21 protein-coding genes, 2 tRNA genes and 3 pseudogenes are annotated in these 24,008 nt (G+C 45.3%); 15 read left to right on the forward strand and 11 right to left on the reverse strand.

The window, feature by feature from the left end:
- Positions 1-102: 102 nt before the first annotated feature.
- The gene (mdoC, locus tag Q1A40_RS01185; RefSeq protein WP_299996711.1) at positions 103-1,275 is read left to right on the forward strand and encodes a glucans biosynthesis protein MdoC; all 1,173 of its coding nucleotides are present in this window, start codon (positions 103-105) and stop codon (positions 1,273-1,275) included.
- Positions 1,276-1,325: 50 nt separating this feature from the next.
- On the opposite strand, the gene ymdB is transcribed toward mdoC, so the two are convergent.
- The gene (gene ymdB, locus Q1A40_RS01190) at positions 1,326-1,853 is read right to left on the reverse strand and encodes an O-acetyl-ADP-ribose deacetylase (RefSeq protein ID WP_299996714.1); all 528 of its coding nucleotides are present in this window, start codon (positions 1,851-1,853) and stop codon (positions 1,326-1,328) included.
- 343 nt (positions 1,854-2,196) lie between these two features.
- Here ymdB and Q1A40_RS01195 point away from each other — a divergent pair, with 343 nt between their 5' ends.
- The 4 genes and pseudogenes from Q1A40_RS01195 to Q1A40_RS01210 all read left to right on the forward strand — a co-directional run.
- Positions 2,197-3,447 (forward strand): SLC13 family permease, encoded by a 1,251-nt coding sequence (locus tag Q1A40_RS01195; RefSeq protein ID WP_299996717.1) that lies wholly within the window; start codon positions 2,197-2,199, stop codon positions 3,445-3,447.
- A 238-nt stretch (positions 3,448-3,685) separates the two neighbouring features.
- A complete protein-coding gene (gene mtfA / locus Q1A40_RS01200; RefSeq protein ID WP_299996720.1) occupies positions 3,686-4,483 on the forward strand; it encodes a DgsA anti-repressor MtfA in 798 nt (265 codons plus the stop codon).
- Between the two features lie 100 nt (positions 4,484-4,583).
- A tRNA-Asn gene (locus tag Q1A40_RS01205) sits at positions 4,584-4,659 on the forward strand.
- Between the two features lie 179 nt (positions 4,660-4,838).
- Positions 4,839-4,916, forward strand: a pseudogene (locus Q1A40_RS01210) (DUF4102 domain-containing protein); the annotation flags it as partial.
- A gap of 62 nt (positions 4,917-4,978) precedes the next feature.
- Here the strand turns inward: Q1A40_RS01210 and Q1A40_RS01215 are convergent.
- From Q1A40_RS01215 to Q1A40_RS01225, 3 genes and pseudogenes are all read right to left on the reverse strand, one after another.
- Positions 4,979-5,065 (reverse strand): annotated as a pseudogene (locus Q1A40_RS01215) (S-type pyocin domain-containing protein); the annotation flags it as partial.
- A 426-nt stretch (positions 5,066-5,491) separates the two neighbouring features.
- A complete protein-coding gene (locus tag Q1A40_RS01220; RefSeq protein ID WP_299996723.1) occupies positions 5,492-5,839 on the reverse strand; it encodes a GGDEF domain-containing protein in 348 nt (115 codons plus the stop codon).
- Positions 5,840-5,939: 100 nt separating this feature from the next.
- Positions 5,940-6,983: a diguanylate cyclase gene (locus Q1A40_RS01225; protein ID WP_299996726.1), complete on the reverse strand. Its 1,044-nt coding sequence runs from the start codon at positions 6,981-6,983 to the stop codon at positions 5,940-5,942.
- Positions 6,984-8,268: 1,285 nt separating this feature from the next.
- Between Q1A40_RS01225 and Q1A40_RS23130 the strand changes: the two genes are divergently transcribed.
- The 3 genes from Q1A40_RS23130 (at position 8,269) to Q1A40_RS01235 (ending at position 9,643) form a co-directional block, all read left to right on the forward strand.
- On the forward strand, positions 8,269-8,391 hold the full coding sequence (locus tag Q1A40_RS23130; RefSeq protein WP_367275720.1) for a small membrane protein: 123 nt from the start codon (positions 8,269-8,271) through the stop codon (positions 8,389-8,391).
- A gap of 44 nt (positions 8,392-8,435) precedes the next feature.
- On the forward strand, positions 8,436-9,107 hold the full coding sequence (locus Q1A40_RS01230) for an EAL domain-containing protein (RefSeq protein ID WP_299996729.1): 672 nt from the start codon (positions 8,436-8,438) through the stop codon (positions 9,105-9,107).
- A gap of 323 nt (positions 9,108-9,430) precedes the next feature.
- A complete protein-coding gene (locus Q1A40_RS01235; protein WP_299996732.1) occupies positions 9,431-9,643 on the forward strand; it encodes a glycine zipper 2TM domain-containing protein in 213 nt (70 codons plus the stop codon).
- Positions 9,644-9,898: 255 nt separating this feature from the next.
- Here Q1A40_RS01235 and Q1A40_RS01240 read toward each other — a convergent pair whose 3' ends face one another.
- Together Q1A40_RS01240 and Q1A40_RS01245 are read right to left on the reverse strand one after the other, a co-directional pair.
- Positions 9,899-10,141: a hypothetical protein gene (locus tag Q1A40_RS01240; protein WP_299996736.1), complete on the reverse strand. Its 243-nt coding sequence runs from the start codon at positions 10,139-10,141 to the stop codon at positions 9,899-9,901.
- 43 nt (positions 10,142-10,184) lie between these two features.
- Positions 10,185-10,643 (reverse strand): GNAT family N-acetyltransferase, encoded by a 459-nt coding sequence (locus Q1A40_RS01245; protein WP_299996739.1) that lies wholly within the window; start codon positions 10,641-10,643, stop codon positions 10,185-10,187.
- A gap of 106 nt (positions 10,644-10,749) precedes the next feature.
- Here Q1A40_RS01245 and Q1A40_RS01250 point away from each other — a divergent pair, with 106 nt between their 5' ends.
- On the forward strand, positions 10,750-12,225 hold the full coding sequence (locus Q1A40_RS01250; protein ID WP_299996742.1) for a PLP-dependent aminotransferase family protein: 1,476 nt from the start codon (positions 10,750-10,752) through the stop codon (positions 12,223-12,225).
- Between the two features lie 91 nt (positions 12,226-12,316).
- Here the strand turns inward: Q1A40_RS01250 and Q1A40_RS01255 are convergent, their stop codons facing one another.
- Entirely contained in the window at positions 12,317-13,432 is a 1,116-nt protein-coding gene (locus Q1A40_RS01255) for an ABC transporter substrate-binding protein (protein ID WP_299996745.1), read from the reverse strand.
- A gap of 302 nt (positions 13,433-13,734) precedes the next feature.
- Between Q1A40_RS01255 and hisN the strand changes: the two genes are divergently transcribed.
- The 3 genes and pseudogenes from hisN to Q1A40_RS01270 all read left to right on the forward strand — a co-directional run bounded on the left by hisN (position 13,735) and on the right by Q1A40_RS01270 (position 16,458).
- Positions 13,735-14,526: a histidinol-phosphatase gene (gene hisN, locus Q1A40_RS01260; protein WP_299997833.1), complete on the forward strand. Its 792-nt coding sequence runs from the start codon at positions 13,735-13,737 to the stop codon at positions 14,524-14,526.
- Positions 14,527-14,589: 63 nt separating this feature from the next.
- Complete coding sequence (locus Q1A40_RS01265) at positions 14,590-15,720, forward strand: MFS transporter (protein ID WP_299996748.1); 1,131 nt, start codon at positions 14,590-14,592, stop codon at positions 15,718-15,720.
- A gap of 230 nt (positions 15,721-15,950) precedes the next feature.
- A pseudogene (locus Q1A40_RS01270) lies at positions 15,951-16,458 on the forward strand (HAD hydrolase family protein).
- 51 nt (positions 16,459-16,509) lie between these two features.
- Here Q1A40_RS01270 and Q1A40_RS01275 read toward each other — a convergent pair.
- Both Q1A40_RS01275 and ldtA read right to left on the reverse strand, forming a co-directional pair.
- Entirely contained in the window at positions 16,510-17,274 is a 765-nt protein-coding gene (locus Q1A40_RS01275) for a DeoR/GlpR family DNA-binding transcription regulator (RefSeq protein ID WP_299996751.1), read from the reverse strand.
- A 68-nt stretch (positions 17,275-17,342) separates the two neighbouring features.
- Positions 17,343-18,281: a L,D-transpeptidase gene (ldtA, locus tag Q1A40_RS01280; RefSeq protein ID WP_299996754.1), complete on the reverse strand. Its 939-nt coding sequence runs from the start codon at positions 18,279-18,281 to the stop codon at positions 17,343-17,345.
- Between the two features lie 152 nt (positions 18,282-18,433).
- On the opposite strand from ldtA, the gene Q1A40_RS01285 reads away from it, so the two are divergent.
- A complete protein-coding gene (locus Q1A40_RS01285; RefSeq protein ID WP_299996757.1) occupies positions 18,434-19,684 on the forward strand; it encodes a mechanosensitive ion channel domain-containing protein in 1,251 nt (416 codons plus the stop codon).
- A 56-nt stretch (positions 19,685-19,740) separates the two neighbouring features.
- On the opposite strand, the gene Q1A40_RS01290 is transcribed toward Q1A40_RS01285, so the two are convergent.
- Positions 19,741-21,162, reverse strand: a complete 1,422-nt coding sequence (locus tag Q1A40_RS01290) for an EmmdR/YeeO family multidrug/toxin efflux MATE transporter (protein ID WP_299996760.1) — start codon at positions 21,160-21,162, stop codon at positions 19,741-19,743.
- Positions 21,163-21,350: 188 nt separating this feature from the next.
- Here Q1A40_RS01290 and Q1A40_RS01295 point away from each other — a divergent pair.
- Positions 21,351-21,426: transfer RNA gene (locus tag Q1A40_RS01295), tRNA-Asn, on the forward strand.
- Positions 21,427-21,639: 213 nt separating this feature from the next.
- On the opposite strand, the gene Q1A40_RS01300 is transcribed toward Q1A40_RS01295, so the two are convergent.
- A complete protein-coding gene (locus tag Q1A40_RS01300) occupies positions 21,640-22,299 on the reverse strand; it encodes a protein-disulfide isomerase (protein WP_299996762.1) in 660 nt (219 codons plus the stop codon).
- A gap of 297 nt (positions 22,300-22,596) precedes the next feature.
- On the opposite strand from Q1A40_RS01300, the gene Q1A40_RS01305 reads away from it, so the two are divergent.
- Positions 22,597-23,874 (forward strand): aminotransferase class I/II-fold pyridoxal phosphate-dependent enzyme, encoded by a 1,278-nt coding sequence (locus Q1A40_RS01305; protein WP_299996765.1) that lies wholly within the window; start codon positions 22,597-22,599, stop codon positions 23,872-23,874.
- Positions 23,875-24,008: the final 134 nt, after the last annotated feature.

Raw genomic sequence — 24,008 nt, forward strand, 5'->3', positions numbered from 1 at the left:
CGGACAACCTGCTATCTGACGTATTTTATCCCTTAGCAAACAATAAGTTTAACGACAAAAAGCCTATAACAAGACGAAATATCTGGAACAGTCCGGAGTAATATGAGTAATTCCCCGAAACAGCGTGAGTACTTTCTTGATTCCATCCGCGCATGGCTGATGTTATTAGGTATCCCATTTCATCTGTCATTGATTTACTCCTCCCATCAATGGCACGTCAATAGTGCAACCTCTTCCGCAGGCTTCACTTTTTTTAATGACTTCATCCACGCTTTCCGCATGCAGGTGTTTTTCGTTATTTCAGGCTATTTTTCTTACATGCTTTTTCTGCGTTATCCGATTAAACGCTGGTGGAAAATACGCGTCCTGCGTGTTGGCATCCCGATGCTGGCAGCGATCCCACTCCTGACCTTGCCACAATTTTTAATGTTGCTTTCAGTTAAAGGACAGGCTGAAACCTGGCATCTGTTAAGCGGATATGAAAAGTACAACGCTATGGCCTGGGAACTGATCTCCCATCTTTGGTTTTTACTGGTACTGATAGTGTTAACGACTCTCGGCATGGGACTGTTTAAATTTATTGCGCACATCACCGAAAAAAACGAATCAGTTCCGAAAAAACCGCCGACCTTGTTTAAGCTGTCATTACTCTTTTTGGGGTTTGGTATCCTTTACGCCGGAATACGCAGACTGATACTGATCGCCTGTCCGGCATTATTAGGTGACGGGCTGTTTAATTTTGTGGTGATGCAAACCCTGTTCTATTTACCTTTTTTTATTCTCGGGGCGCTGATATTTACTCGAGAATCATTAAAGACGCTGTTTATTACCCCTTCCGTCGGTTGCACCCTGGGAGCTGCGGTGGCATTGATTGCCTATATTCTGAATCAGCGTTATGGCAGCGGTGATGAGTGGATGTACGAGACAGAGAGTTGCATCAATATGCTGATGGGGCTTTGGATGGTCAATGTGGTGTTTTCACTGGGTTATCGACTACTTAACGTACAGTCCGCACGCATTACTTATTTTGTTAATGCTTCTTTATTCCTGTATCTGGTCCATCACCCCCTGACCCTCTTTTTCGGTGCCTATATCACCCCTCTGATAGGTTCAAACCTGTTAGGTTTTCTTGCCGGGCTGGTCTTCGTTATCGGTATTGCTCTGATACTTTATGAAATTCACCTGCGTATACCCGTGCTACGCTTTCTGTTTTCGGGTAAATCTAACGCTCCAGCGTCAAACGCCACCAGTAAAACCTCACCCGTGGAGAAATAAACCCCGTCGCTCCTTTGAACTGCTGTCCGGAGAGCGAGCCTTCTCAAGTCTTATAGCGTATCAGCCAGCGTCTGATAGATCTGCTGCGTTTCTTCATCAAAGCAGACAAAAATAGCCTTTTCAGGTAACGGCCGCTGGCCAAGATAACGGTATACCGTATCCCATGCTATACGTGCTGCCTGCTGTCTGGGAAATCCATAAACTCCGGTTGAAATTGCGGGGAAAGCGATAGTGCGGTAACGGTTTGCGGCAGCCAAATCAAGACAGTTACGATAGGTTTGTGCCAGCAACTCAGCCTCCTGCTGATTGCCGCCCTGCCATACCGGCCCGACCGCATGAATGATCGCCTGTGCAGTCATATTTCCGGCCTCGGTAATCACTGCTTGACCAGGATCACACATCCCTTCCTGCCGTCGAATGGCCTTGCAAGCCTCAAGAATTGTTTCACCCGCTGCGCGATGGATAGCACCATCTACGCCACCGCCTCCCATAAGAGAGGGATTTGCAGCATTAACAATCACATCAACATCAATCAGTTGTGTAATGTCTCCTTTAATCACCTCTATGCAGTCACTCATTCGGTTCTCTCCTGAAAGTCGTTGCCGCTACTCTAGTGCGGATTGATGACAAAAAACACATCCCATTTGCCAGAACTGAGATGTTTAGCAGCAGGGTCATCGATATTCGTTAATACTTTGGTTTCTCTCTAAAGATAAAAGCAGAAAACGGACGGACGTCAGGCGGTAAACTGTCGCTACATCATGTTAGCATTTGGCATTAAAGCCATACAAAAATATCCACTGGCATCTCTTTAGCGGCAGAAAAACACTGAATAGATGTAACGGGGAACGGCGCTGGCTTGCTTTAACATTACTTGATGGTTAACTTACTGTAAAAATTTAATATCACGGTGACACTAAGATGGACTTGACCGTTCTTATCTTCCTTTTGGTTTACATTGCAATGGGTTTTGGTAGCCTTCCTGGCTTCAAAGTAGACCGAACGGGAGCCGCGATCATTGGCGCTATGGCAATGATGACTGTTGGTAGTATCACGCCTCCTGAAGCCTGGATGTCCATCGATTATGGCACTATTGGCATGCTATTCGGTTTAATGGTGGTCTCAGCCTCATTTGTGGTTTCGGGCTTTTATTCCTGGACGGTTAAAAAAGTCGCGACATTGGATGTGACACCACCAGCATTACTTGCGGTGCTGATTGTGGTGGGTGGCGTATTGTCTGCATTGTTGACCAACGATGTGGTTATTGTTGCTATGACCCCACTGCTGGTTTCGATAACCCTGGCACGCGGACTGAATCCCATTCCTTTTTTGTTGGCATTTTGTTTTGCCGCCAATAATGGGTCCGCCGGGTCGCTGATTGGTAGCCCGAAAAATATGATAATTTCTCAAGGGCTGGATTTATCCTTTATGGGATTATTACAGTCTGCGGGTATTCCGGCATTGCTGTCATTAATTGTCATCTGGGTTGTCGTCACCCTGCTTTACCGTAATCGCTGGTATATCGCCAAAGACCAGTTACAAACGGCACAAGCCAGCGCTATGTCAGCTGCACCAGGAGATGTCAAACTCGATACCTGGGAAACGGCCAAAGCCGGAGTCATTACCTTCGCGATTATTTTCTGTTTTATTTTTACTGATATCTCTAAAGAGATTATTGCCTTAACTGCCGCAGGGCTACTGCTTATCAACCGTTCGATATCGTCTAATGACATGCTTAAATTAGTTGATGGTAATTTACTGCTGCTCATTATGGGGCTGTTTGTTGTCAATGCAGCCTTGGCAAATACCGGGATCCCGAGTGATATTTTGCACAGTTTACATAAGCATGGCATAGACCTGAATAATCCTGTTATCCTGTTTTTAATAACCGGTTTGCTGTGCATTATTGTAGGTAATAACCCCGCTATCATGTTGCTGGTCCCCTATGTGACCCATGAAGGAAGCATTGATGCCCTGGGGGCTGCTCTGGCACTGGGTTCAGGTTTCTCCAGTAACTTTTTTGTCTTTGGCAGCCTGGCCGGGATCATTGTGGTTGAGCAAGCGAAGATCTACGGAGTAAAAATCTCATTTATGGAATTTACCCGTTCCGGCGGTATTACCGCGCTGATTTGTATGTTGTTGTCCAGCGTATGGATCTTTGCCATTTCCTAGTTCACGCCGATAAATATGCCTGAATGCATTTTTTGCGCTAACAAATGTGATTACTATCGTTGAAACTCTGCCCGGCAAGTGATTGAATAATCACCTGTCGGGAGACGAGTGATCGCACTTCACTGCTGTGGCTTTTTTTACATAACTCACGGCTATTGCTTATGCTTATCGACACGTGCCATACCTGTACTCTCAACATCACGATACATTTCCTTATAATGACTTAGTGAGCATGTAAATGATCAAATGGCCATGGAAAGAACAGAATTCGACTCCCATTGATACTCTGCCCTGGCAACAGGCCCTGGCTATTCCCTTACTCTCTTCGCTCAGTGAGTCAGAACAGCAAAAATTAATTCAGCTGGCTAAACGTTTTTTGCAGCAAAAGCATCTGACAGCATTAGATGGCTTCACTCTCAACGAGCTGAAATCAGCACGTATCGCCCTGCTTTTTTGTTTACCGGTACTGGAACTGGGGATTGAATGGCTTGATGGTTTCTACGAAGTACTCATTTACCCTGAGCCCTTTACCCTTGACGATGAGTGGGAAGATGAACATGGCCTGGTTCATCGGCAGCGTGCTGTTCATTCAGGGCAAAGCTGGCAGCAAGGCCCTGTTATTCTGAACTGGCTTGATATCAAAGATTCCTTTGACGCCTCTGGTTTTAATCTCATCATCCATGAAGTTGCGCATAAGCTTGATATGCGTAATGGTGGTTACGCCAGCGGTGTGCCATTAGCCGGCCTGCGTGAAATTGCCAGCTGGGAACGCGACCTGCATGCCGCCATGAACCATATTCAGGATGAAATCGATTTGGTCGGTGAAGAAGCCGCCAGTATTGATGCCTATGCCGCTACCGATCCCGCAGAATGCTTTGCCGTATTATCAGAATACTTTTTCAGTGCTCCACAGCTATTTGAGCCACGATTTACTTCACTTTATCAGCGATTTTGCCAGTTCTATCAACAAGACCCGATGCAACGGCTATTAGTGAATCAAAACATACCCGATAAGAGCGACAAAATAGCATATTAAGTCACCATCATGCTCTAAAATTAATCATACTAATTAATATGTTAGTTTTAGTGTTGACAGTTTTAATCGCTAACGCTAACATATGCCTCGTTAAGACAATTCCTCTGTAGTTCAGTCGGTAGAACGGCGGACTGTTAATCCGTATGTCACTGGTTCGAGTCCAGTCAGAGGAGCCAATTTAAAGAAAGCAGACGTTCACTGACGTCTGCTTTTTTGTTTTCTATCAATTACTTACCCTCTCTTTTAGGTTCACCCTCTTCCACCAAAAAACGCTACGACTCACTACTTTTGTTGGTAGAATCGTTGGTATCTCTGGTTCGATTTTGCTTATACCAACAAATCAAGGGGGCGAGTCATGTCACTTACTGATTCCAAAGTAAAAAATGCCAAGTCTCTTGAGAAGGAATATAAGCTGACTGACGGCTTTGGTATCCCTACCGGATTCTGGTTGCCTGTATTTGAAGGAACATTGACGCCTGAACTGTCTGGCGTCCAGATGATGGTGAGACGCGGATCTTCCTCTGTAGTAAACGTATACGCTTTACGGCTCTCATCCCATGCCATTTTACGCACACGCACCATATCTTTACCCGGTGGAGTGTGCCAGCCGTGGGAGCCGGATTACCTTTATCATCTTCCTCCCATGAATAACGTACACGACTTGGTACTTCACGCACCTGTTCCAGACGCATACGGTCAATAAAGTCCTGTTCACCGTCATTCCGCCTTCCGGGCACCATTCCCATCACGACTGCGGCTACGGGAGCACCGGGCAGCTGGAAGCAATTCTTTCAAGTCCTGTAGACATCTCACCAAGTTTTACCGCCCACGTTCCTGACGTAAACTCTCTTCGGGTTCATTTAGTCATCCCTGATTCATACTGGGTCAGCGATATGAAAGAATGTCATGACACCGTTCTCTTCTCATAACGACACATGACACAAGCATACCGTACAGCAAAACAGTGATTATTCTTTGGCGTATTCGATCCGGTTCTTACCATTGGCTTTAGCACTGATACAGTGCATCGTCGGCAGCTTTTATCAGACATTCATAATCAGGATGCCCATTATAGGTAGCTATACCTGCGCTTATTGTCACAAAAATTCTTTCATCTCTCTGAATATAAATCGATTTTTCCTGAATTTTCTTTCTCATTCTGTCAATTATGCTATAAGCTTCAGCTTTTGATGTTTCAATCAGTACAATAAGAAATTCTTCCCCGCCATAACGGAAAATGTAGTCGCTACTCCTCGCGCTTTCATATAAAACCTCAGCTGTTTTCACCAGAATATCATCGCCAGCAGCATGACCATATGTGTCGTTAATTATTTTAAAATTATCTATACCCGTCATACTTCAAGTTACCTGGGTGTTGCCTGCATTCAGCCCGCCGAATCACATAGTTATCTATGCTCATCGACGGGCTGAACTTGGCGCCTACAGGTAACTCGAATTATTTAGGGTATATATCAATCATAACAATGCAGAGAGGAATACTGGAATGCATGGCCAGAGATATTTCATGCCGAAGGATTGTGGGTAAAAAACGACGATTTAATAAAAGTGTGAGGGTATCTTTTCCACTTTCCAGTTTCTGGACCTCATCGAACAGAGATCCAAGTAATACATTTATTTTGTGGATTTTACTTCGCACCGATTTGAGTAATGGTGCATAATCCTGCTGTGTTAACAGTACGCCATTACTGTAACGCTGAATACAGTTATCAGTCTCTTTAATTGTCTCGGAGATAGTCTGTATTCTCTGCGAATCACTGAAATTTGATTTACCTTTATGGTTAAACCACAGCGCGAAATCAGAATCATTTAGCTCCTGGATAGTATTCAGCGGCGTGCCGGTCGCAACACTGAATATAAAGGCATTTTCCCAGTTTAATAGAGATGCATTCTGACGCTCTCTCTCTATACTGGCATTTTCCAGAATAGAAAATAGTCGATACGACTCCTCATTTTTGGCTTCGATATTATGTGATTTTGAATAGCTTTTACTCATTATCTCTATAGCGATATCAACAGAAGCCGAAGTAAAACGTATCGCGTCAAAGCAGAGATATTTTTCCTCTGCATGCTTTTCAATATCTTCATAAATATGCCATTTCAGACGTCTGGCCCCACGCTCAACCAAATCAACAGGAATACCGATACGTGCATGAACTTCACCAATTTTCTTTTGATAATTGATCAAGTCCGTCAGATGCTCTCCGCGGTTTGTCAGGATACTCGTTATCCATTTAGTCATAGCGCCATGAAGACTGTCGTGAACTTGCTGGCTTGAAAGAAAAAAAGCGGCATCACTGTCTTTTAGCATGTAGCCATAGAACTTGTCGGCAAACTCAGACGCTTTCTGGGTTGCAATACTGCGTAACAGGTTGAATGCTTCCGCTGAGGTTAACGCGATTATCTGTCCCCATTCTGATTTTATGACTTGATTGTAGTCAACCTCACAGCTCTCTCTTGTTTCATCAGTAATCAATGACATGTTCAAGTTTTAATCTCTTTTACGAAGATGTGTGCAGAATATAATCAATCTAAAATACGATTGAGTGTGCCTGGCGCTAATTTCGGGCACCCGTTAACTCGCACTGGCGGATAATATGATTGAGGTTGAATGGTATATCACATTCAGGAAATTAAGAACATTCTCAGAGTCACGTTTATTATGCACATTTTTATTGAAATTTTTTTTCGGCTCTGTGAATTTCTTGATCGATGAAAAAAGCACCTTCATCAGTAACCTCTGGCCTCGTCTTCCTCCCGACGGATAACCCGAAAAAAATTATTCAAGTCACTCAATAGCCACAGATAACTCCGCTATTTTATTCACACAAAGAATACGGGGTCACATTCAAAAAAAGAACATAACAACTCCATTAAAATTGACATCGTCGGCATACTGTCCTTATAAAAAACAGATTATGACTATCTATAAATATATTTAATGATAAATTTAATATATCAACAGACATAGTCTGTGCAATATTAAAATGTACGGGTGTTTTTTTAAAAATAAATATTCAGCGATAATAAAATATAAAGTTAGAATTAAAAAAACACACTTTACCCGCTCATATTTATCGATATACTCTCTCTACTCCTTCGTGGGTAGTTTCTGTTAACAGTATATAATGTAAATATATGTTTCCCCATACCTGATTTACATTACAATCAATACCCACAACAAAAAAATGACCTTAACAAATTGATTATAAAGAAATTTATCAATCATGCAGAATGTTTGATTTTCTTATCCATAAACAACCAATTGATACAACAGATCGATATCATTTAATTAATAGTCAAAATCTATTAAATGCTGTGCTATTGATCGTTTTAAACTATTTCTATTTGTAAATGATTCATGCAATGATTAATAAAATTCCTACTCGACATCAAATAACCAAAAGCCGGAAACCGCTGACAAATCAGATCTCGAGGCATGCCATACAGAAAACAGGAGCTGTCTTTTATGTCCCTGCTCATAATATTTTAGCATTGTTACTCTGCTTGTTTCAGGTGCATTCTGGTGATCTTACGTCACCAAAAAAATAGTTTAAATCATTATAAAATTAAAAAACAAATTATTGACAGCAAGTGATATTCAAAATACTTTAACTGTTTTAAAAGAAGTTGCGTCATACTTTTTTTAACGCTATTTAATACGTATCGCACTAAGTAGATTCATTACCACCAGCATCGTAAAAAAATTATCACAATAAAACACAGCATAGCTGACATCAATTATAACAACACGCTTAAGGTTTAAAGTGGAAAACTTATTATTTATTATTCTTACTACCGTACTGTTTATTGCGGCCGTATTTTTAATTATATCTTATATAAGAGATACGAAAAGCACTAAGCTCCCTGTATCCAAACGCAAGCGATAACATGTTTTCTGTTAGCGATTAATATTATCGACACCGGAGATAAAATGAACATCGAATTTGTCGCTGAGCCTATAGTCAGTATTAATGAAAAACTGCTGGGCGTGGAGCTACTGACCCGCTTTGTTTTAAATATGACTAAACCATTACACCCACAGTTTGTTATTTCTGGCTGGGATTTTGAACGAAAGCAATCCTTTCTTTATCAACAGATCGATGTTATTGCCTCAAAACGCAGCTGGTTTGAACGCAATGGTTTGTTTTGCACACTTAATATTGATGATGACATGGCAATGTTAATCAGCATTGATGAAAAGTTAAAAAACAATTTAAAATCAATGCCTTTTGTTAAGCTCGAGGTTTCTGAACACTTCCACGAGCGTGAACCAGAATTAAAAAATCCGTTGCTCAAGTCACTTAATCAAGGCCAGAATGGCCTCTGGCTGGATGACCTCGGAGCCGGAAATGCTAATATCGCCTGCCTGCTTAATGGGTATTTTGAAGTAGCGAAGATAGATCGTTATTTTTTTAAAGAAGAAATCAAAAAAAACACATTCCTTCTGTTGATTAAAAACATCAGAAAATACTGTGATAAAATCGTCGTTGAAGGTATTGAGAGTAGACAGCACTTCCCTGTTTTGCGTGAGGCCAATATTTGGGGATTACAAGGGTATCTTTTTGAATCCGTACCCTTTCATCAGATTGAATCGTTATTATAAATGGTTGATTCAATATTCAGTGCAACAATTCAAATAGCGATCAAGCTCTGGTTATGGCTGCTGTCGGCATTCCAAACCGGGAATTGACAGCAATCTTCCGGCCCCTGGCCCATATCCCCGCTCCCAGAGATATTCATCCTGGAAAAGCATCTTCAAGCTGTCCCCCACCACCACTCTCGCCAGAAAAGATTAAATAGGAATTTTTACCTGTCGCAACATCATTGTAACAAGTAAATTTTATTTACCTGGCTCAAGAATCGGGCCAAAACATCATAAATACACTTTTTTGTGTACTATGAAGATTGATGGTAGTGAGGTTAACTATGCTTTTAAAACGCAGCTTTTCTGTTGCAGTCGTGATACTGCTTACCCTCTCTATTACTGCCTGCGGACATATGTCTAATCGCGGTCGTGATACGGCGATTGGTGCTGGTATAGGCGCGGTTGGTGGTGCAGTGCTGACCGGAGGAAGTGCAGTTGGTACCGTGGGGGGTGCCGCAGTCGGAGGTGTTATCGGTCATCAAATTAGTCGATAACTTACCCTGAAAAAAACCGCTGTAGGGATTTTCCCGAAGCGGTTTTTTATTGCCCGCAATATTCTTCAGCCCCCACTGGCAGTCTGAGTGATTCATTGAAGTCACTCAGTAGTGAATTAAAGCAACAAAGATAAAATCGCTGATACTGACGATGTGTCTCTCTCACCAGGCCCCCCTCCCTTTATTCGTTATCTCACACGACTATAACGGAAACTGGCGTAATTTATCCTGGATTGCGGCTTTAAGAGCCGATATTCATCGAAGACTTGTTGATAAAATCAGCCTGTTTCTGAATCCACCCCTCGCCATCACCCTCCTGCTGACGGAAAGAAGAACAATACAGACAACAAGAAAGCGCACAGTACCGCTGTGGCGCTGTTTTTCAGGAAACAGTAGCAGCGCCAGTAAATAAAAGAGGGCAAACAACGTAACAACCGAAAAAGGAACGGAAAGCATGACAGCAGTACCAAGGCTAGCAGTGATTTTAGATGCTGGCATATATAAAGCACTGCTGTCTTCTTTAAATTAAGAATGTGTTGTCTCAGAGCGCTAACCGGTACTCTATTACACCGGGCTTTTCTGCCACCCAGTCATAAAGTCGCTGTGCGGTAGTGTTTTTTTCCTGGGTATGCCAGTACAACCGGCCACACTGCCGCTCGCTTGCCTGCCGCTTAACGTACTCGATCAACTGCTTGCCAATATGTTTCCCCCGGCCATTCTCTGTCACGAACAGGTCTTCCAGATAACAGAAATCATTCACTGACCATGTGGACCCGTGAAAAACATAATGAACAAAACCCAGTACCGTCGTTCCCTGTCTGGCTACCGCACACCAGACAGGCTGCTCTGGATTAAAAAAACGTCGCCAGGTTTCTCGGGTTGTCTCTTCCGATAAACTGACCTCATAAAACTGCTGATACTTTTCCCACAAAGGAAGCCACTGGAGATACTCATCCTGTTGTACCGCTACCACTGATATTTCACTGTTTTTATCCGTCATCTCAATCACCTTATTAACATACTGGATATTGTTTGATGAGAGAGTAACGCGTAGAGTGGTATCGCATAAGATACACTTATCGACTTTTATATGGATCCACTTTGCAATGAAAAAAAATGTGGCCAGTTTTCCGGGGCTCTTGCTTCAGAAAGGTAAAATCAAAGATCAATTTTATTTCTCTATCAAAGAATTGATATTAAACGGCCAGCTTCAGGCCGGGGAAAAAATCCCCTCCAGCCGAACCCTCAGTGAAATGATGTCAATTTCAAGAAATTCTGTTCTGTCCGGCCTCGAACGGCTGATTGATGAAGGATATTTGCAAACTAAAGCAGGTTCGGGAACTTATGTCGCATCCATCATTCCGGATGAGATGATTGCGATTAAATCGCTATCGCCTGCTGACAATAAGATATCGGCACTGAGTCATACGAATATTAATCCACACAGACATGTCGTCAAAGAGATATGGGATAAGACTCAACCCTATTCCGGGCAGCAGATGACCTTTAACATTGGTGTTGGTTGCACAGACCTCTTTCCTTATGAGCTATGGGGACGTCTTTCCGGGCGAGTCTGGCGTCAGTTTCGGCATCAGGACAGGGAACTCAATCACCCTATGGGATACCCGCCGTTGCGTCGAGCCATCAGTGAATATGTACGCGCTACGCGTGGCCTTAATTGCAGCGAAGAGCAGGTTCTTATCGTCAATGGCACTCAACAAGCGATGAATCTTGCCGCCCAGGTTCTGTTGCAAAAAGACGATGAAGTTTGGTTAGATGAGCCTGGTTATGACGGCGCTTTGGGCGTATTTACTGCTCAGGGGGCAATAGTCCGCCCGGTTATCAGTGATAAGCAAGGTATGGATATTGCCTACGCGATACAGCACTGGCCGCAGGCAAAAATGATGTTTACTGCTCCATCACACCAATTTCCACTTGGCGGGACATTAAGTTTATCCCGAAGAATGGCGCTGCTTGACTGGGCAGCCGACAATAAAATGTGGATTTTTGAAGATGATTATAACAGTGAGTTCAGGTATCACTCTCAGCCACTGCCCGCCCTGCAAGGTTTAGATAAACATCAGCGTGTTATTTACGCAGGATCATTCTCTAAAATGATGTTTCCCGGATTTCATATCGGCTTTTTGGTCATACCGGAAAGTCTTATAGAGCCGTTTAAAATAGCCAAATACTACACCGACACCCGTACGCCTTATTTAGACCAGGCCATTCTGGCAAGCTTTATTTCACAAGGCCATTATGCACGTCACGTGAGAAGAATAAGAAAAGCCTGTCATGAACGCCAGCAAGTGATGCTGGAAGCAATACAAATCTATTTATCCGGAATAATGGTTGCTGAGGCTTTAGATTCAGGTATTCATCTGGTTTGCTGGTTATCCAACCATATCCATGGAACCACTCTGATTGAGCAATGCCGTAAAGTGGGGTTAGGTGCTCAGCCACTGTCACGTTACTGCCAGACAGCATCTGAACGTCAGGCCATTCTGTTAGGTTTCGCTGCGCACACGCCTGACGAAATTATTGAAGGGATAAAGAAACTGGCCCAGGTTTTAGCCCAATAAAATTGGGCGAATATCATCTTCATAAGGCAAGTTTGTCGGCTATTTATACCGACAAACTTGCTTCACTAAATCACATCAACAGTCCCTTTCTTCACTGTTTTACGTCTTTCAATGAATAGCTCAGGGTAACTGGGCTGTCCGGGATCTGGGTAAAGTTCTTAATAATATGATGATAATCGGCTTCCGGATTAAGCTGCTGCAACGCCTGCGGATATAAATCTTTAGCCAGCACTTCCATCCCAACAATGTTATAAGGATGATTATAGAAGTGATGGTAGACACCAAATACATTGCCTTTCTGTACCGGTTCTATCATTTCAAATGTCGGCCTGGAAAGAAGTTCATTGAAAACTGGGGTTACTTCATCCTTCGTGACGTTATATCCGAACGGTAATACATTCTGATTAGCACGCTTAGATCCCGTCATAATATAAACATCCGGTTTCATCGCAATAATCTTCTCGATAGAAATAAATCCTGTGCTGCCAGGCAATAACTCTGAACCGATATTTTTGCCTCCGACCGCCTCTACCAGCCCGCCCCAGCCATTATGTCCGTGGGTAAAGCAGCAGTTCTCGCTGTTACCAGCAATAGGTTCAATAAAGACTGTAGGTTTATTCTTTTCAGCTTTTGTAACCTGTTGTAATGCATTCAGCTGCTGCTGATAATAGTCAGTATACTCTTTAGCACGTGATTCCTGATTCAAAACCGTTCCCAGTAAATCGACGCTTTTTGCCGTATTTTCCAGCGGATGCAATTCATAATCGACAAAAATAACCGGAATATTTAATTTTTTTAAAGCCTTAATGACCCCAGATTGCTCCAGTGCAGGTTTAGCGCGTAACTGAGCTATCATAATATCCGGCTGCTTTGCCAGTACGCTTTCCAGATTAACTTCCCCCTGATCGCTGAACCCCATATCAATAATGGCTTTTGAGTCAGGCCATTTTTCACTTAGCAGCGCCCAGCTACGACTATCCTGTTTTTTCAGTAAATTATTCCAGGCTACCACTCGCTTAAAAGGCATTTCACGATCGAGTAACGCCAGCGCCATGATGTCACGCCCGTCCTGCAAGATAACGCGCGCAGGTTCTTTTTCTAAGGTTATCTTTTGATTGTCCATATCGGTGATGGTCACCGGATAGGTGGTTGCAGCACAGCTCAGTGAAGTCAATAGCAGTCCGGAGAGGATAAAAGGTACTTTCATTGCAGGCCCTATGATAAAGAGATTGTTAATCATTTTCATTTAGAAAAATTTAACGCAAATCTCCCTGCCATGTCTTAATAAACTTACATTTCGTTTAAGAAGTATATACATAAGCGTACAAAATTTTCTTGCCTGGGTCAGTCCGGACACCAGACAAGCCCATATCATTATTTTACTTTCTTCCTGAAATCCTGCTGCAAAATCAAAGCGAGCATGATTTTCCTTTTCTTTGATTATATATTGCATAATCAGACACAATGAATCATCATCGAGCAACACAAAACCATCATGAGACTGCTATTATGCCTGTCACCAGACCCACAACTCAGTTTCTGCACCAGCTCGCCGAAGTGGCGGAGAAACGAACGCTCGAAAGTTATCTGGAATCCCACCATATCGATATCTCGACAAAACCTAAGGACGGTTTCCGATTCGATCCGGTAACAAACGTTGATCGTGAAACAGAGTTATTGCTGCGGGAACTGATTACTCAACAGTATCCAGACCACGCGATACTCGGTGAAGAATTTGGCCAAAGTGGACAAAGTCACTTTCAGTGGGTCATTGATCCTATTGACGGAACGCGCCCGTTTTTGTGTGGACTCCCGGTGTGGGGATGTCTGATTGGCTTGCTGGAACAGGGAAGAGCCACCATGGGTATAATGAGCCAGCCTTATACTGGCGACCGCTTTTGGTCCGATGGTGAACAATCCTGGTTTTCTGGTCGTCTGGGTGAAAAAAGAATTCATACGCGACAAAAAGTCGAAATACATCAGGCTATCCTGCACACAACATCACCTGAATCTGTTGATTTATATCCCGATAATCATTTCAATCTGCTGCACGATAAAACATTGATGACGCGCTTCGGCGGCGAATGTTATGCCATGGCAATGCTGGCAGCAGGTCATATCGATATTTGTGTTGAATACGCTCTACAGCCTTACGATATTGTTGCACTCATCCCCATCATTGAGCATGCCGGTGGCGTTGTCACCACACTCGACGGTGGTCGGGCAGAAAATGGCGGCGCGGTTGTCGCCAGTGCGAATGCCAGACTCCACGCAGATGTTCTGAATATTCTTAATGCCTGATAAAAGTCTTGAGGCGGCTCTCTGCCTCAAGACTCGCAGAACCATATTGTCCGGACAAAAATCATGAATGACAGAGTCTCCACGCGTATTATTTTTTTCGTTGCCGGGTTAGCGACCGCCACCTGGGCTGTGATTGTTCCTTTTGCTAAAGCCAATACTGGCGTTAATGACGCCTTACTGGGCACGCTATTACTATGCCTGGGTGTCGGCGCTATCGTTGCCATGCCGGTAACCGGGATCCTGACCTCTCGTTATGGGTGCAGAAAAGTCATTTGTGCCGCAGTAGTGATTATCTTACTGGCGATGCCCTTTCTTCCTCTGGTGACTTCCCCCCTGCTATTAGGGCTCTGTCTGCTGGTTTTCGGTGTAGGAGTGGGAATAACAGACTGTGCAATGAACGTGCAGGCGATTCTGGTTGAGAAATCATCTGCAAAGCCGCTGATGTCCGGATTTCATGGCATGTTCAGTGTGGGAGGTATTGCGGGCGCTGGCATGATGACCGGACTGATGAGCCTCGACTTCGGCGTCATTGCTGCGACCTTGACTATGTCGGCTCTAGTGTTGTTCTTGCTACTGATCAGTTTCAAGGCAATGCTGCCTTATGCTAACCCCACAGAAGGCCCGGCCTTCGCTATCCCTAAAGGTACGGTATTAATTATTAGTGCCATTTGCTTCATTGTCTTTATGGCTGAAGGCACGGTTCTGGACTGGGGTGCGCTCTACCTGGTGGAAAGCCGGAATATCCCGGAAACCCTCGGGGGGCTCGGTTTTGCCACTTTTGCAGTCGCCATGACCTTCGGCAGATTGACAGGGGATTATATTGTTACCCGCTTTGGTGCGCTGAGAGTCGTCATACTCGGCAGCGTTATCGCTGCGATTGGCTTTCTGATGCTGATAACCAGTTACGCCCTCCTGCCGGTGCTGGCAGGTTATCTGTTAATTGGTCTTGGCTGCGCGAATATTGTTCCGGTGATGTTTACCCAGACAGGGAAACAAAAGAGCATGCCGCAGATGGTGGCTGTTCCCGCTGTCACCTCGGTCGCTTATCTCGGAATTTTAGCCGGTCCGGCCATCATCGGTTATATCGCCTGGCACAGTTCTATTGCCCATGGCTTTATTTTTGTCACCCTGCTGGTTATCGTCGCCGCGTTACTGTCCTTCAGTATCCGAAATCTGCTTAAAGCCCATATCTGAAGATGAAATCTGACAGATAATCCTGTTTACGCCGGAGATATTTTTCATTCCGGCGCAAAGAAACCAAATGCATCACAAACAACCACAATACATCAAGAAACACATCTTAACATTGCATGATATATCACCCGCTGTTAATGTAATCCCTCACCCTCTGAGACTCGCAATAACCTACTCTCAAAAAACGCGACATCAGGGTAAAACGCACTAACCACAATGAAGGGGATAAAATGATTAAGTCAGTCATCACAGATTTAGACGGGACCTTTCTTAACAGTCAGGGGGACTATGACAGGGCCTTATTTGCTGAAGTAAGTGCCATGATGACGGCAAAAGGTGTCCAGTTTGCTACTTGCACAGGTACGGGACGACTTTGTCAAAATCGCCGTTTATGATGAAAGCGGCGGCTGTCCGCAGACTCGCCCGAGCCTGAAACCTTATGAGAATGATGTCTATATCGTGGTCTCAGAGGCGGCATGGATAGATATCGCCGACTATGGGGTGCATAAAGGGACAACAGTGCAGAGACTGCAGGCATTACTGAATATCGGTTCACATGAAACAATGGCTTTTGGTGACGGGTTTAATGATCTCGAGCTACTGGCGGCCGCTGAATACAGCTTTGCTATGCGTAATGCTTTCGAGGAAACCAAGGCTGCCGCTAGATTTGTCACGGGCAGTAATGATGAAAATGCCGTTCAGGAAACCATTAAACGTATTTTAGCTTTGCAGTCCTGACAACAGACCAGAAAGCGGAACCTACTCCGCTTGCTGGCTACCTGAGAGCCTCTATTCGGCCACTTCTATTCGCATCCCGATATGACTGAAGTCACTGGTATTGGTCTGCGGGCTTACCACCGCAACATCAATATCTTCACAAGAGGCGACTTTATACCGGGCAACCTGTGGCATTTTCTCTGCGGTCACTGCCGCAATCACTTCGCTACTCTGGCTGAGTACCTCTTTTTTAAAACAGGCGTCATCATAGTAAACCGCGGTTAATCCTGCCTGAGGATCCAACCCACATACACCGACAAAAGCCTGATCGAAGATCATATCGTTAATTTGTTTCACGGTGTCTGAACCCAGCGTACTTCCTGTAAGCGGGTTCACCTTGCCACCCAGTAAAATCAGCTCACCGCGGCTACGGCTACTCAGGGCTGCTGCAATCTGTGGCGAGTTTGTCACAATGGTTAATGCCAGTGTTTCGGGAATAAACTCGACCATCGCCAGATAGGTCGAGCCAGCATCAATAAAGACACAGCTATCAGCTTTGAGCATTTTTGCACAATGTCTGGCGACCTGAGATTTTTCCTGCATATTCTGAGATGCCCGCACCTCAAAACTCGCCGACTGCACCATCTGGCTGACCGCACCGCCATAGACTTTTTTGCAAATGCCTCGTCTGGCCAGTTCCTGCAAGTCACGGCGAATAGTATGCTCTGAAACGCCCAGCTGTTTTGCCAAATCCGTACCAATCACCCGGCCTTTATCCGTCAGCATTTGCTGGATCATCGCCTGACGCTGGTCCGGAAATGCATCATAATCTGTCACGATGCGCCCTCAATTAAAAGTAATATGTCATAATCTAGCATGAAAGGGAGTCTTCCGTGAGCCAGTTTCTATAATGGATTAAGCACCGCGTTCTGGTTATCAACCCGAACAGGCATACCGGAACGACGGGTAAGCGCCTCGTTAAAGGTATCAGCATCAACGGTCAATTCGGCCGCCATTTTCTGTAATGTCTGTGCCATCGGTAACGGGACTTTTTTGTTCGATTCAAATTCAGCCCGGTTACGCGACAGCGGCTCATGCACTTCAATCCAGCGACTGCCGTCCGACTCAAGCGCGATTTTTACCGGTTGATCGATTATCTGGACACGTTCGCCTTCACGAACCTGATTAAACAGCCATTCAATATCGTCATTGCGTAAACGAATGCAGCCCTGACTCACCCGCAGACCAATACCAAAATTGGCGTTGGTGCCATGTATCGCATAAAGCTTACCAATGTAGATAGCATACAGCCCCATCGGGTTATCAACACCTGGCGGAACAAACGCCGGGAGTTCCCTCCCCTCTCTGGCATATTCTCTGCGTGTATTGGCAGTAGGAGTCCAGGATGGCCCCTCTTTTTTACGCTCAATTTTCGTCACCCAGTTGCGGGGGGTCTCACGCCCGGCCTGACCTATACCAATGGGCAAGACTTCAACCGTATCACCGCCCGGCGGGTAGTAATACAACCGCATCTCGGCGACGTTCACCACAATCCCCTGACGTACGGTATCTGGCAGAATAATTTGCTGGGGAATAATCAGGGTGGTTCCGCCAGCAGGCAGGAAAGGATCGACGCCGGGATTCGCCTCCAGAATATTACTCAGCCCCTGGCCATACTGGGCTGCATAATATTCAAGCGGCTGCGTATTCCCAGGAGCAATAGTAATCGTCAAGGGCTCCCCCACCAGGCGGCTGCCTTCAGATGGTAGTGGGTATGTGACAGCCCAGGCACCATGGGTCAGAGCCGTTAGCGCCAGGATAAAAGAAGATAGATACCGCATCATATTGTACTTCTCGCTACAGGTTAATCTGTTCTCCGTTTATCATAACGTGCTTTGCGATTTAAGGCAGGTACTTCTGATTGAATATCCGCTAAGGGTTGCGTCTGGCTGATGCAATATGCATCATACCCCGTGCATTTATTAAAGGAGGAATTATGAAGGCACTGATTTCCGAGCTCGAAAAATATGGAATAACACCCGACGAAACACCCTATCTGGTCGTAATGGCAGTTATTATTTTATTAACGGCCATAATTGTGCACGTTATTCTGCACCGGGTAGTATTGAGAAGCATTGAAAAACGAGCTCAAGTCAGTTCCAGCCTGACATTGCAAGTTTTTACTCAAAACAAACTCTTTCATCGACTGGCATTTATGCTGCAAGGCATTATCGTCAATGTGCAGGCCGTATTATGGCTAAAATCAGGTTCTGATGAACTGGTTATTCTGAGTACCTGTGCTCAGCTCTGGGTGATGCTTTACGCACTACTATCTGTCTTCTCTCTGTTGGATGTGATTACCGGACTGTCGCATAAATTCACTACCGTTTCGCATCTACCCTTAAAGGGAATATTCCAGAGTCTGAAACTTATCTGCTCGTTGATTGTTGGCATCATGATTATTTCCCTGCTGATTGGGAAATCACCCGCCATTCTTATCAGTGGGTTAGGTGCCATGGCCGCAGTCCTGATGTTGGTATTTAAAGATCCCATTCTTGGGCTGGTGGCGGGTATTCAGCTGTCTGCGAACAATATGCTTAAGCTGGGTGACTGGCTGGAAATGCCAAAATATGGTGCCGATGGTGCGGTTATCGATATTGGCTTAACCACAGTAAAAGTGCAGAACTGGGATAATACCATTACCTCAATGCCCACTTATGCCCTGGTCTCTGATTCTTTCAAAAACTGGAGCGGTATGTCTGCATCCGGCGGACGCAGAATTAAACGCAGTTTATTTATTGATACCACCAGCATTCATTTTTTGTCTGAGGAAGAGCAAAGTAAGTTACAGCAAGCTAACTTGCTTTCCCCGTATATCAGTGAACGCAATAGCGAAATTAAAGAATATAATCAGCAAATTAATAACAGTTCCGTGCTGAATCAGCGGCAGATGACCAATATTGGTACCTTCCGTATTTATCTCGCTGAATATCTGCGTAACCATCCGAAAGTTCATAAGAATATGACCATGATGGTACGCCAGCTAGCACCGGATGCTCAGGGCTTACCGCTGGAGATTTATTGCTTTACCAATACCGTGGCATGGCTGGAATATGAAGCGATCCAGTCTGATATCTTTGACCATATTTTTGCGATTGTCGGTGAATTTGGTCTGCGCGTTTATCAGGCCCCTACCGGGAATGACGTACGATCGCTTGCCAATATTGTTGCCCACAAAGTCGATTAAATCTGTCTTACAGTCATCAACCACGTAACGTGGTTGATGACTACTCCCGGAAAGATTTATTTCTGAGGTCGAGGATACTTTTGTAACCAGCGGCCGCTGGCCATACGCCAGTAGAAACAGGCCCCGCGAACCGCCCAGTCCAGGAACATCCCCAGCCAGACGCCCACGACGCCCATCCCCAGAACAATCCCTAACGTATAACCTGCCACCACTCGACAACCCCACATCCCGAGCATCGCCACCCACATAGCATAACGGGCATCACGCGCCCCTTTCAGCCCGGCAGGCAGGACCCAGGAAGCGGCCCAGATAGGCATAAATGCGGCGTTCATCCACAGAAGAATAACCACAACATGGATAACATCCGGATCGTCGGTGTAAAAAGAGGCAAAAAGCCCGGCAAAAGGCGCAGTCCCCCAGGCAATGATTGTCAGCACCACGGTAGAGAGCCAAAGAACATGCCGTAGCTGACGCTCTGCCTGGGCTATTTCACCTTTACCTAATCGTTTTCCAACGATAATGGTCGATGCTGAACCAAGGGCATTACCTGGCAGGTTAATTAATGCCGCCACCGAAAAGGCAATAAAGTTACCGGCAATTACGCTGGTTCCCATGCCGGCAACAAACATCTGGGTCAGCAATTTACCGCCATTAAACAGCACTGATTCGACGCTGGCCGGAATACCAATTCCCAGCACCTCGCGCAGAATGCCGGTGTTAAGACGAGTAAAGTAACTTCGGAAGGTAATACGCAGGGCCGGATTAACGCCACTCATTAATATCAGAATAATGGCGATGGCCCCCACATAGCGGGAAATTGTCAAACCGAGTCCGGCACCAATAAAACCCAAGCCATCCCAGCTGAAAATACCGTAGATAAGGATACTGCTGAAGAGGATATTGAGAATATTCATGCCGCCGTTAATCAATAACGGTAGCTTGGTGTTGCCGGCACCTCGTAAGGCCCCACTGGCAATCAAGGTGATTGCCGCAGCCGGGTAGCTCCAGACGGTAGTTTGCAGATAAGACAATGCCAGAGCCTTAACCTCAGGAGAAGCCTTCCCGGCAATCACTTCAATAATATGCGGCCCTGCAATATGGATAACCACCGCCAAGGCGAGCGCAACTAACGTCATCAGAACTAATGACTGCCTGGCAGCAGCACGTGCGCGTTCGTGATCAAGCTTACCAAAACTGAACGCAACAACAACGGTGGTTCCTAAGTCTACAGCTGCGAAAAAGGCGATAATCACCATATTGAAGCTGTCAGCAAGCCCGACACCCGCCATTGCATCCTGCCCCAGCCAGCTCACGAGGAACGTACTGAAAACCCCCATCAGCAATACACAGGCATTCTCTAAAAAAATCGGCACCGCGAGAGGCATAACCTCACGCCACAAGAGAACACGGTGCGCTTTCCTTTTTGCGCCCCAGGGCGATTTTTGTACCCCCCGACGCACTATTTCAGTTATGTTCAAGCCAGAGCCCGGATGTTTAATGAAACATTATTTCAATATGATGAGCCAGGTCAGCGGTTCCTGCAAAGTTTTTTCAGCTAACGGTATTAAAAGACAACAAGATGTCGGTTGTTTAAGCAAAAAGACATTTTCTGCTATTTTGTCTTTGACAAACCTGTAGCAAAAGCTAAGATAGCGCCCAACGAAATTCCTCTGTAGTTCAGTCGGTAGAACGGCGGACTGTTAATCCGTATGTCACTGGTTCGAGTCCAGTCAGAGGAGCCAATTTAAAGAAAGCAGACGTTCACTGACGTCTGCTTTTTTGCTTTTTATCAATTACTTACCCTCTTTTTTACGTTCACCCTCTTCCACCAAAAAACGCTACTACCCACTACTTTTGTTGGTAGAATCGTTGGTATCTCTGGTTCGATTTTGCTTATCCCCATAACTCAAGGTGATCTGTTCCCTATATCATGAGGATTACAACACGCTGTTAATTTACAACAATTTTTTCAGTGCATGACTCACAGAAGCCGGGCCACCATACAGATCCGCGCCACTGACTGTCGAGGTTTTACCCGCTATAGTAACCAGTAATAACGGAACACCAGACACGCCGACTGAACGCATTAGCTGCTTCACGCTGTCTGTACGTTTATCCGTTATCTCAGCGAGTTCTGTTCCCGCAGTAAAAGGATCGCCGTGAGTCGGGAAATGAATCTCCAGTTCTTTAGCCATGGCATATTCATTGCTGATTTTTGCCACAACGTCACTGCGTGAGGTATCAAGGCCCCGTACATAGCGTGCAATTTGCAGTTCATGTAACAGGCCCGCTTCAGCTTCAGGTGCAATTCTTTCACAGGCTGTCAGAGCACAATTCAGCGCATGTGAGTCGAAATTGCCCCCCGAATTCAGCAACTGATGATATTCCTCACTGAAGCGCTGACCTGTCAAAGAAGCGATTCGTTGGTCATTGCCCCAGGCGTAAGCCGCAAACTGTGGCGACATCGGTCGGGCTCCCTCTCCTGAAAACAGCCCGGACGGGAGCAGCTCCAGCACTTGCGGACAGGACTGTGCCAAATATGCCAGCGCAGGGGCACTCGCATAGCACCAGCCACACAGAGGGTCAAAAATATACTGTAATTTTTCGATTTTCATTATTGTCGCTCTGGCCTTAACTTGAGTGGTTTCAGTATATGAGAAAGGGGCTGAGGAAAAATCACATCAGCAGATTTTCTCACGATAATATTCGTCTCTGCCTGTCATTCCAATGATTTTGCTTTTATCAACAGCGATACATTGGCTCAGGACTTGCTCATTTTCTATCTAATGTAATGCTTTTTATGTATAAATATTTCTCGTTCCGCAACGTATGCTGTTTATAAAAGTAAAATCATTCGCGCTGCTTTGCGAAGGCGTAAACCTTGACGATGACACATCCACAGAGACTCCTTTATGAAAATAGAATCACTGGCCTTACACCACGGATATGAATCAGAAGCGACAACAAAATCTGCGGCAGTCCCTGTTTATCAGACCACCTCTTATACTTTTGATGATACCCAACATGGTGCTGATCTCTTTGATTTAAAAGTTGCAGGTAATATTTACAGCCGAATTATGAATCCGACGACCGCCGTGCTTGAGCAACGACTTGCCGCAATTGAAGGCGGTATCGGTGCACTGGCGGTGGCATCCGGTATGGCCGCTATCACCTATGCTATTCAGGCCCTGACTGAAGTCGGCGACAATATTGTCAGTACCAGCCAGCTTTATGGTGGTACTTATAATCTGTTTGCCCATACCTTACCGCGCCAGGGTGTTGAAGTACGCATGGCCAGTTTTGATGATTTTGCCGGCCTGGAAGCGCTGATTGATGACAGAACCAAGGCGCTGTTTTGTGAGTCAATCGGTAACCCGGCGGGGAATGTGGTAGATATCGCCCGCCTGGCTGAAATCGCCCATCGCCATGGTGTTCCGGTTATTGTCGATAATACCGTGGCAACGCCCGTATTATGCCGTCCTTTCGAACACGGAGCGGATATTGTGGTGCACTCCCTGACCAAATATATTGGCGGCCACGGCACCACGATTGGTGGCATTATTATCGATTCAGGAAAATTTGACTGGGTTGCGAATAAAGCACGGTTTAGTTTACTGAATGAACCGGATGCCTCTTATCACGGGGTGGTGTATACCGAAGCCTTTGGTCCCGCGGCGTATATTGGCCGCTGCCGGGTGGTGCCTCTGCGCAATACCGGTGCCGCCTTGTCGCCACACAGTGCCTTTTTACTGCTCCAGGGACTTGAAACCCTGAGCCTGCGGATCGAGAGACATTGCAGTAATGCCGAAAAACTGGCGGCATATCTTCAGCAACATCCTTCCGTCAGCTGGGTTAACTATGCCGCCCTCCCCGACAGCCCGTTTAAAGCCAATGCGGATAAAATTACTGCCGGAAAAGCCTCCGGGATAGTCAGTTTTGGTATTAAGGGCGGAAAGGAAGCAGGTGGACGTTTTATCGATGCGCTGCAGATGATTTTACGCTTAGTGAATATCGGTGATGCTAAATCTTTGGCCTGTCATCCAGCCAGTACTACCCATCGCCAATTAAACCCGGAAGAGTTAGCTCGTGCTGGTGTCAGTGAAGACCTGGTGAGAATTTCTGTCGGTATCGAACATATTGATGACATCATTAATGATGTTTCTCAGGCGTTAGAAGCGGCACAGAAATAGTCTCCGGAATAGCCAGCTCCGTGCGGGGGCTGGTTTCAAGGTTTAATGCAGTTCTGGCCAGTAATCTTTATTGACATAAAAAAGCCGCCTGACACCGGGCGCTCTTCAGAGGGGTATCAGGCGGCTATTGCTGA

Origin of the sequence: uncultured Cedecea sp., assembly GCF_947498825.1 — a bacterium.
Classification (GTDB): Bacteria; Pseudomonadota; Gammaproteobacteria; order Enterobacterales; family Enterobacteriaceae; genus JGM124.

What these genes read in the sequence shown, in the direction of transcription:
- mdoC (WP_299996711.1), top strand. Translation starts at nt 103, where the DNA reads ATGAGTAATTCCCCGAAACAGCGTGAGTACTTTCTTGATTCCATCCGC.
- ymdB (WP_299996714.1), bottom strand. Translation starts at nt 1,853, where the DNA reads ATGAGTGACTGCATAGAGGTGATTAAAGGAGACATTACACAACTGATT.
- Q1A40_RS01195 (WP_299996717.1), top strand. Translation starts at nt 2,197, where the DNA reads ATGGACTTGACCGTTCTTATCTTCCTTTTGGTTTACATTGCAATGGGT.
- mtfA (WP_299996720.1), top strand. Translation starts at nt 3,686, where the DNA reads ATGATCAAATGGCCATGGAAAGAACAGAATTCGACTCCCATTGATACT.
- Q1A40_RS01220 (WP_299996723.1), bottom strand. Translation starts at nt 5,839, where the DNA reads ATGACGGGTATAGATAATTTTAAAATAATTAACGACACATATGGTCAT.
- Q1A40_RS01225 (WP_299996726.1), bottom strand. Translation starts at nt 6,983, where the DNA reads ATGTCATTGATTACTGATGAAACAAGAGAGAGCTGTGAGGTTGACTAC.
- Q1A40_RS01230 (WP_299996729.1), top strand. Translation starts at nt 8,436, where the DNA reads ATGAACATCGAATTTGTCGCTGAGCCTATAGTCAGTATTAATGAAAAA.
- Q1A40_RS01235 (WP_299996732.1), top strand. Translation starts at nt 9,431, where the DNA reads ATGCTTTTAAAACGCAGCTTTTCTGTTGCAGTCGTGATACTGCTTACC.
- Q1A40_RS01240 (WP_299996736.1), bottom strand. Translation starts at nt 10,141, where the DNA reads ATGCCAGCATCTAAAATCACTGCTAGCCTTGGTACTGCTGTCATGCTT.
- Q1A40_RS01245 (WP_299996739.1), bottom strand. Translation starts at nt 10,643, where the DNA reads ATGACGGATAAAAACAGTGAAATATCAGTGGTAGCGGTACAACAGGAT.
- Q1A40_RS01250 (WP_299996742.1), top strand. Translation starts at nt 10,750, where the DNA reads ATGAAAAAAAATGTGGCCAGTTTTCCGGGGCTCTTGCTTCAGAAAGGT.
- Q1A40_RS01255 (WP_299996745.1), bottom strand. Translation starts at nt 13,432, where the DNA reads ATGAAAGTACCTTTTATCCTCTCCGGACTGCTATTGACTTCACTGAGC.
- hisN (WP_299997833.1), top strand. Translation starts at nt 13,735, where the DNA reads ATGCCTGTCACCAGACCCACAACTCAGTTTCTGCACCAGCTCGCCGAA.
- Q1A40_RS01265 (WP_299996748.1), top strand. Translation starts at nt 14,590, where the DNA reads ATGAATGACAGAGTCTCCACGCGTATTATTTTTTTCGTTGCCGGGTTA.
- ldtA (WP_299996754.1), bottom strand. Translation starts at nt 18,281, where the DNA reads ATGATGCGGTATCTATCTTCTTTTATCCTGGCGCTAACGGCTCTGACC.
- Q1A40_RS01285 (WP_299996757.1), top strand. Translation starts at nt 18,434, where the DNA reads ATGAAGGCACTGATTTCCGAGCTCGAAAAATATGGAATAACACCCGAC.
- Q1A40_RS01300 (WP_299996762.1), bottom strand. Translation starts at nt 22,299, where the DNA reads ATGAAAATCGAAAAATTACAGTATATTTTTGACCCTCTGTGTGGCTGG.
- Q1A40_RS01305 (WP_299996765.1), top strand. Translation starts at nt 22,597, where the DNA reads ATGAAAATAGAATCACTGGCCTTACACCACGGATATGAATCAGAAGCG.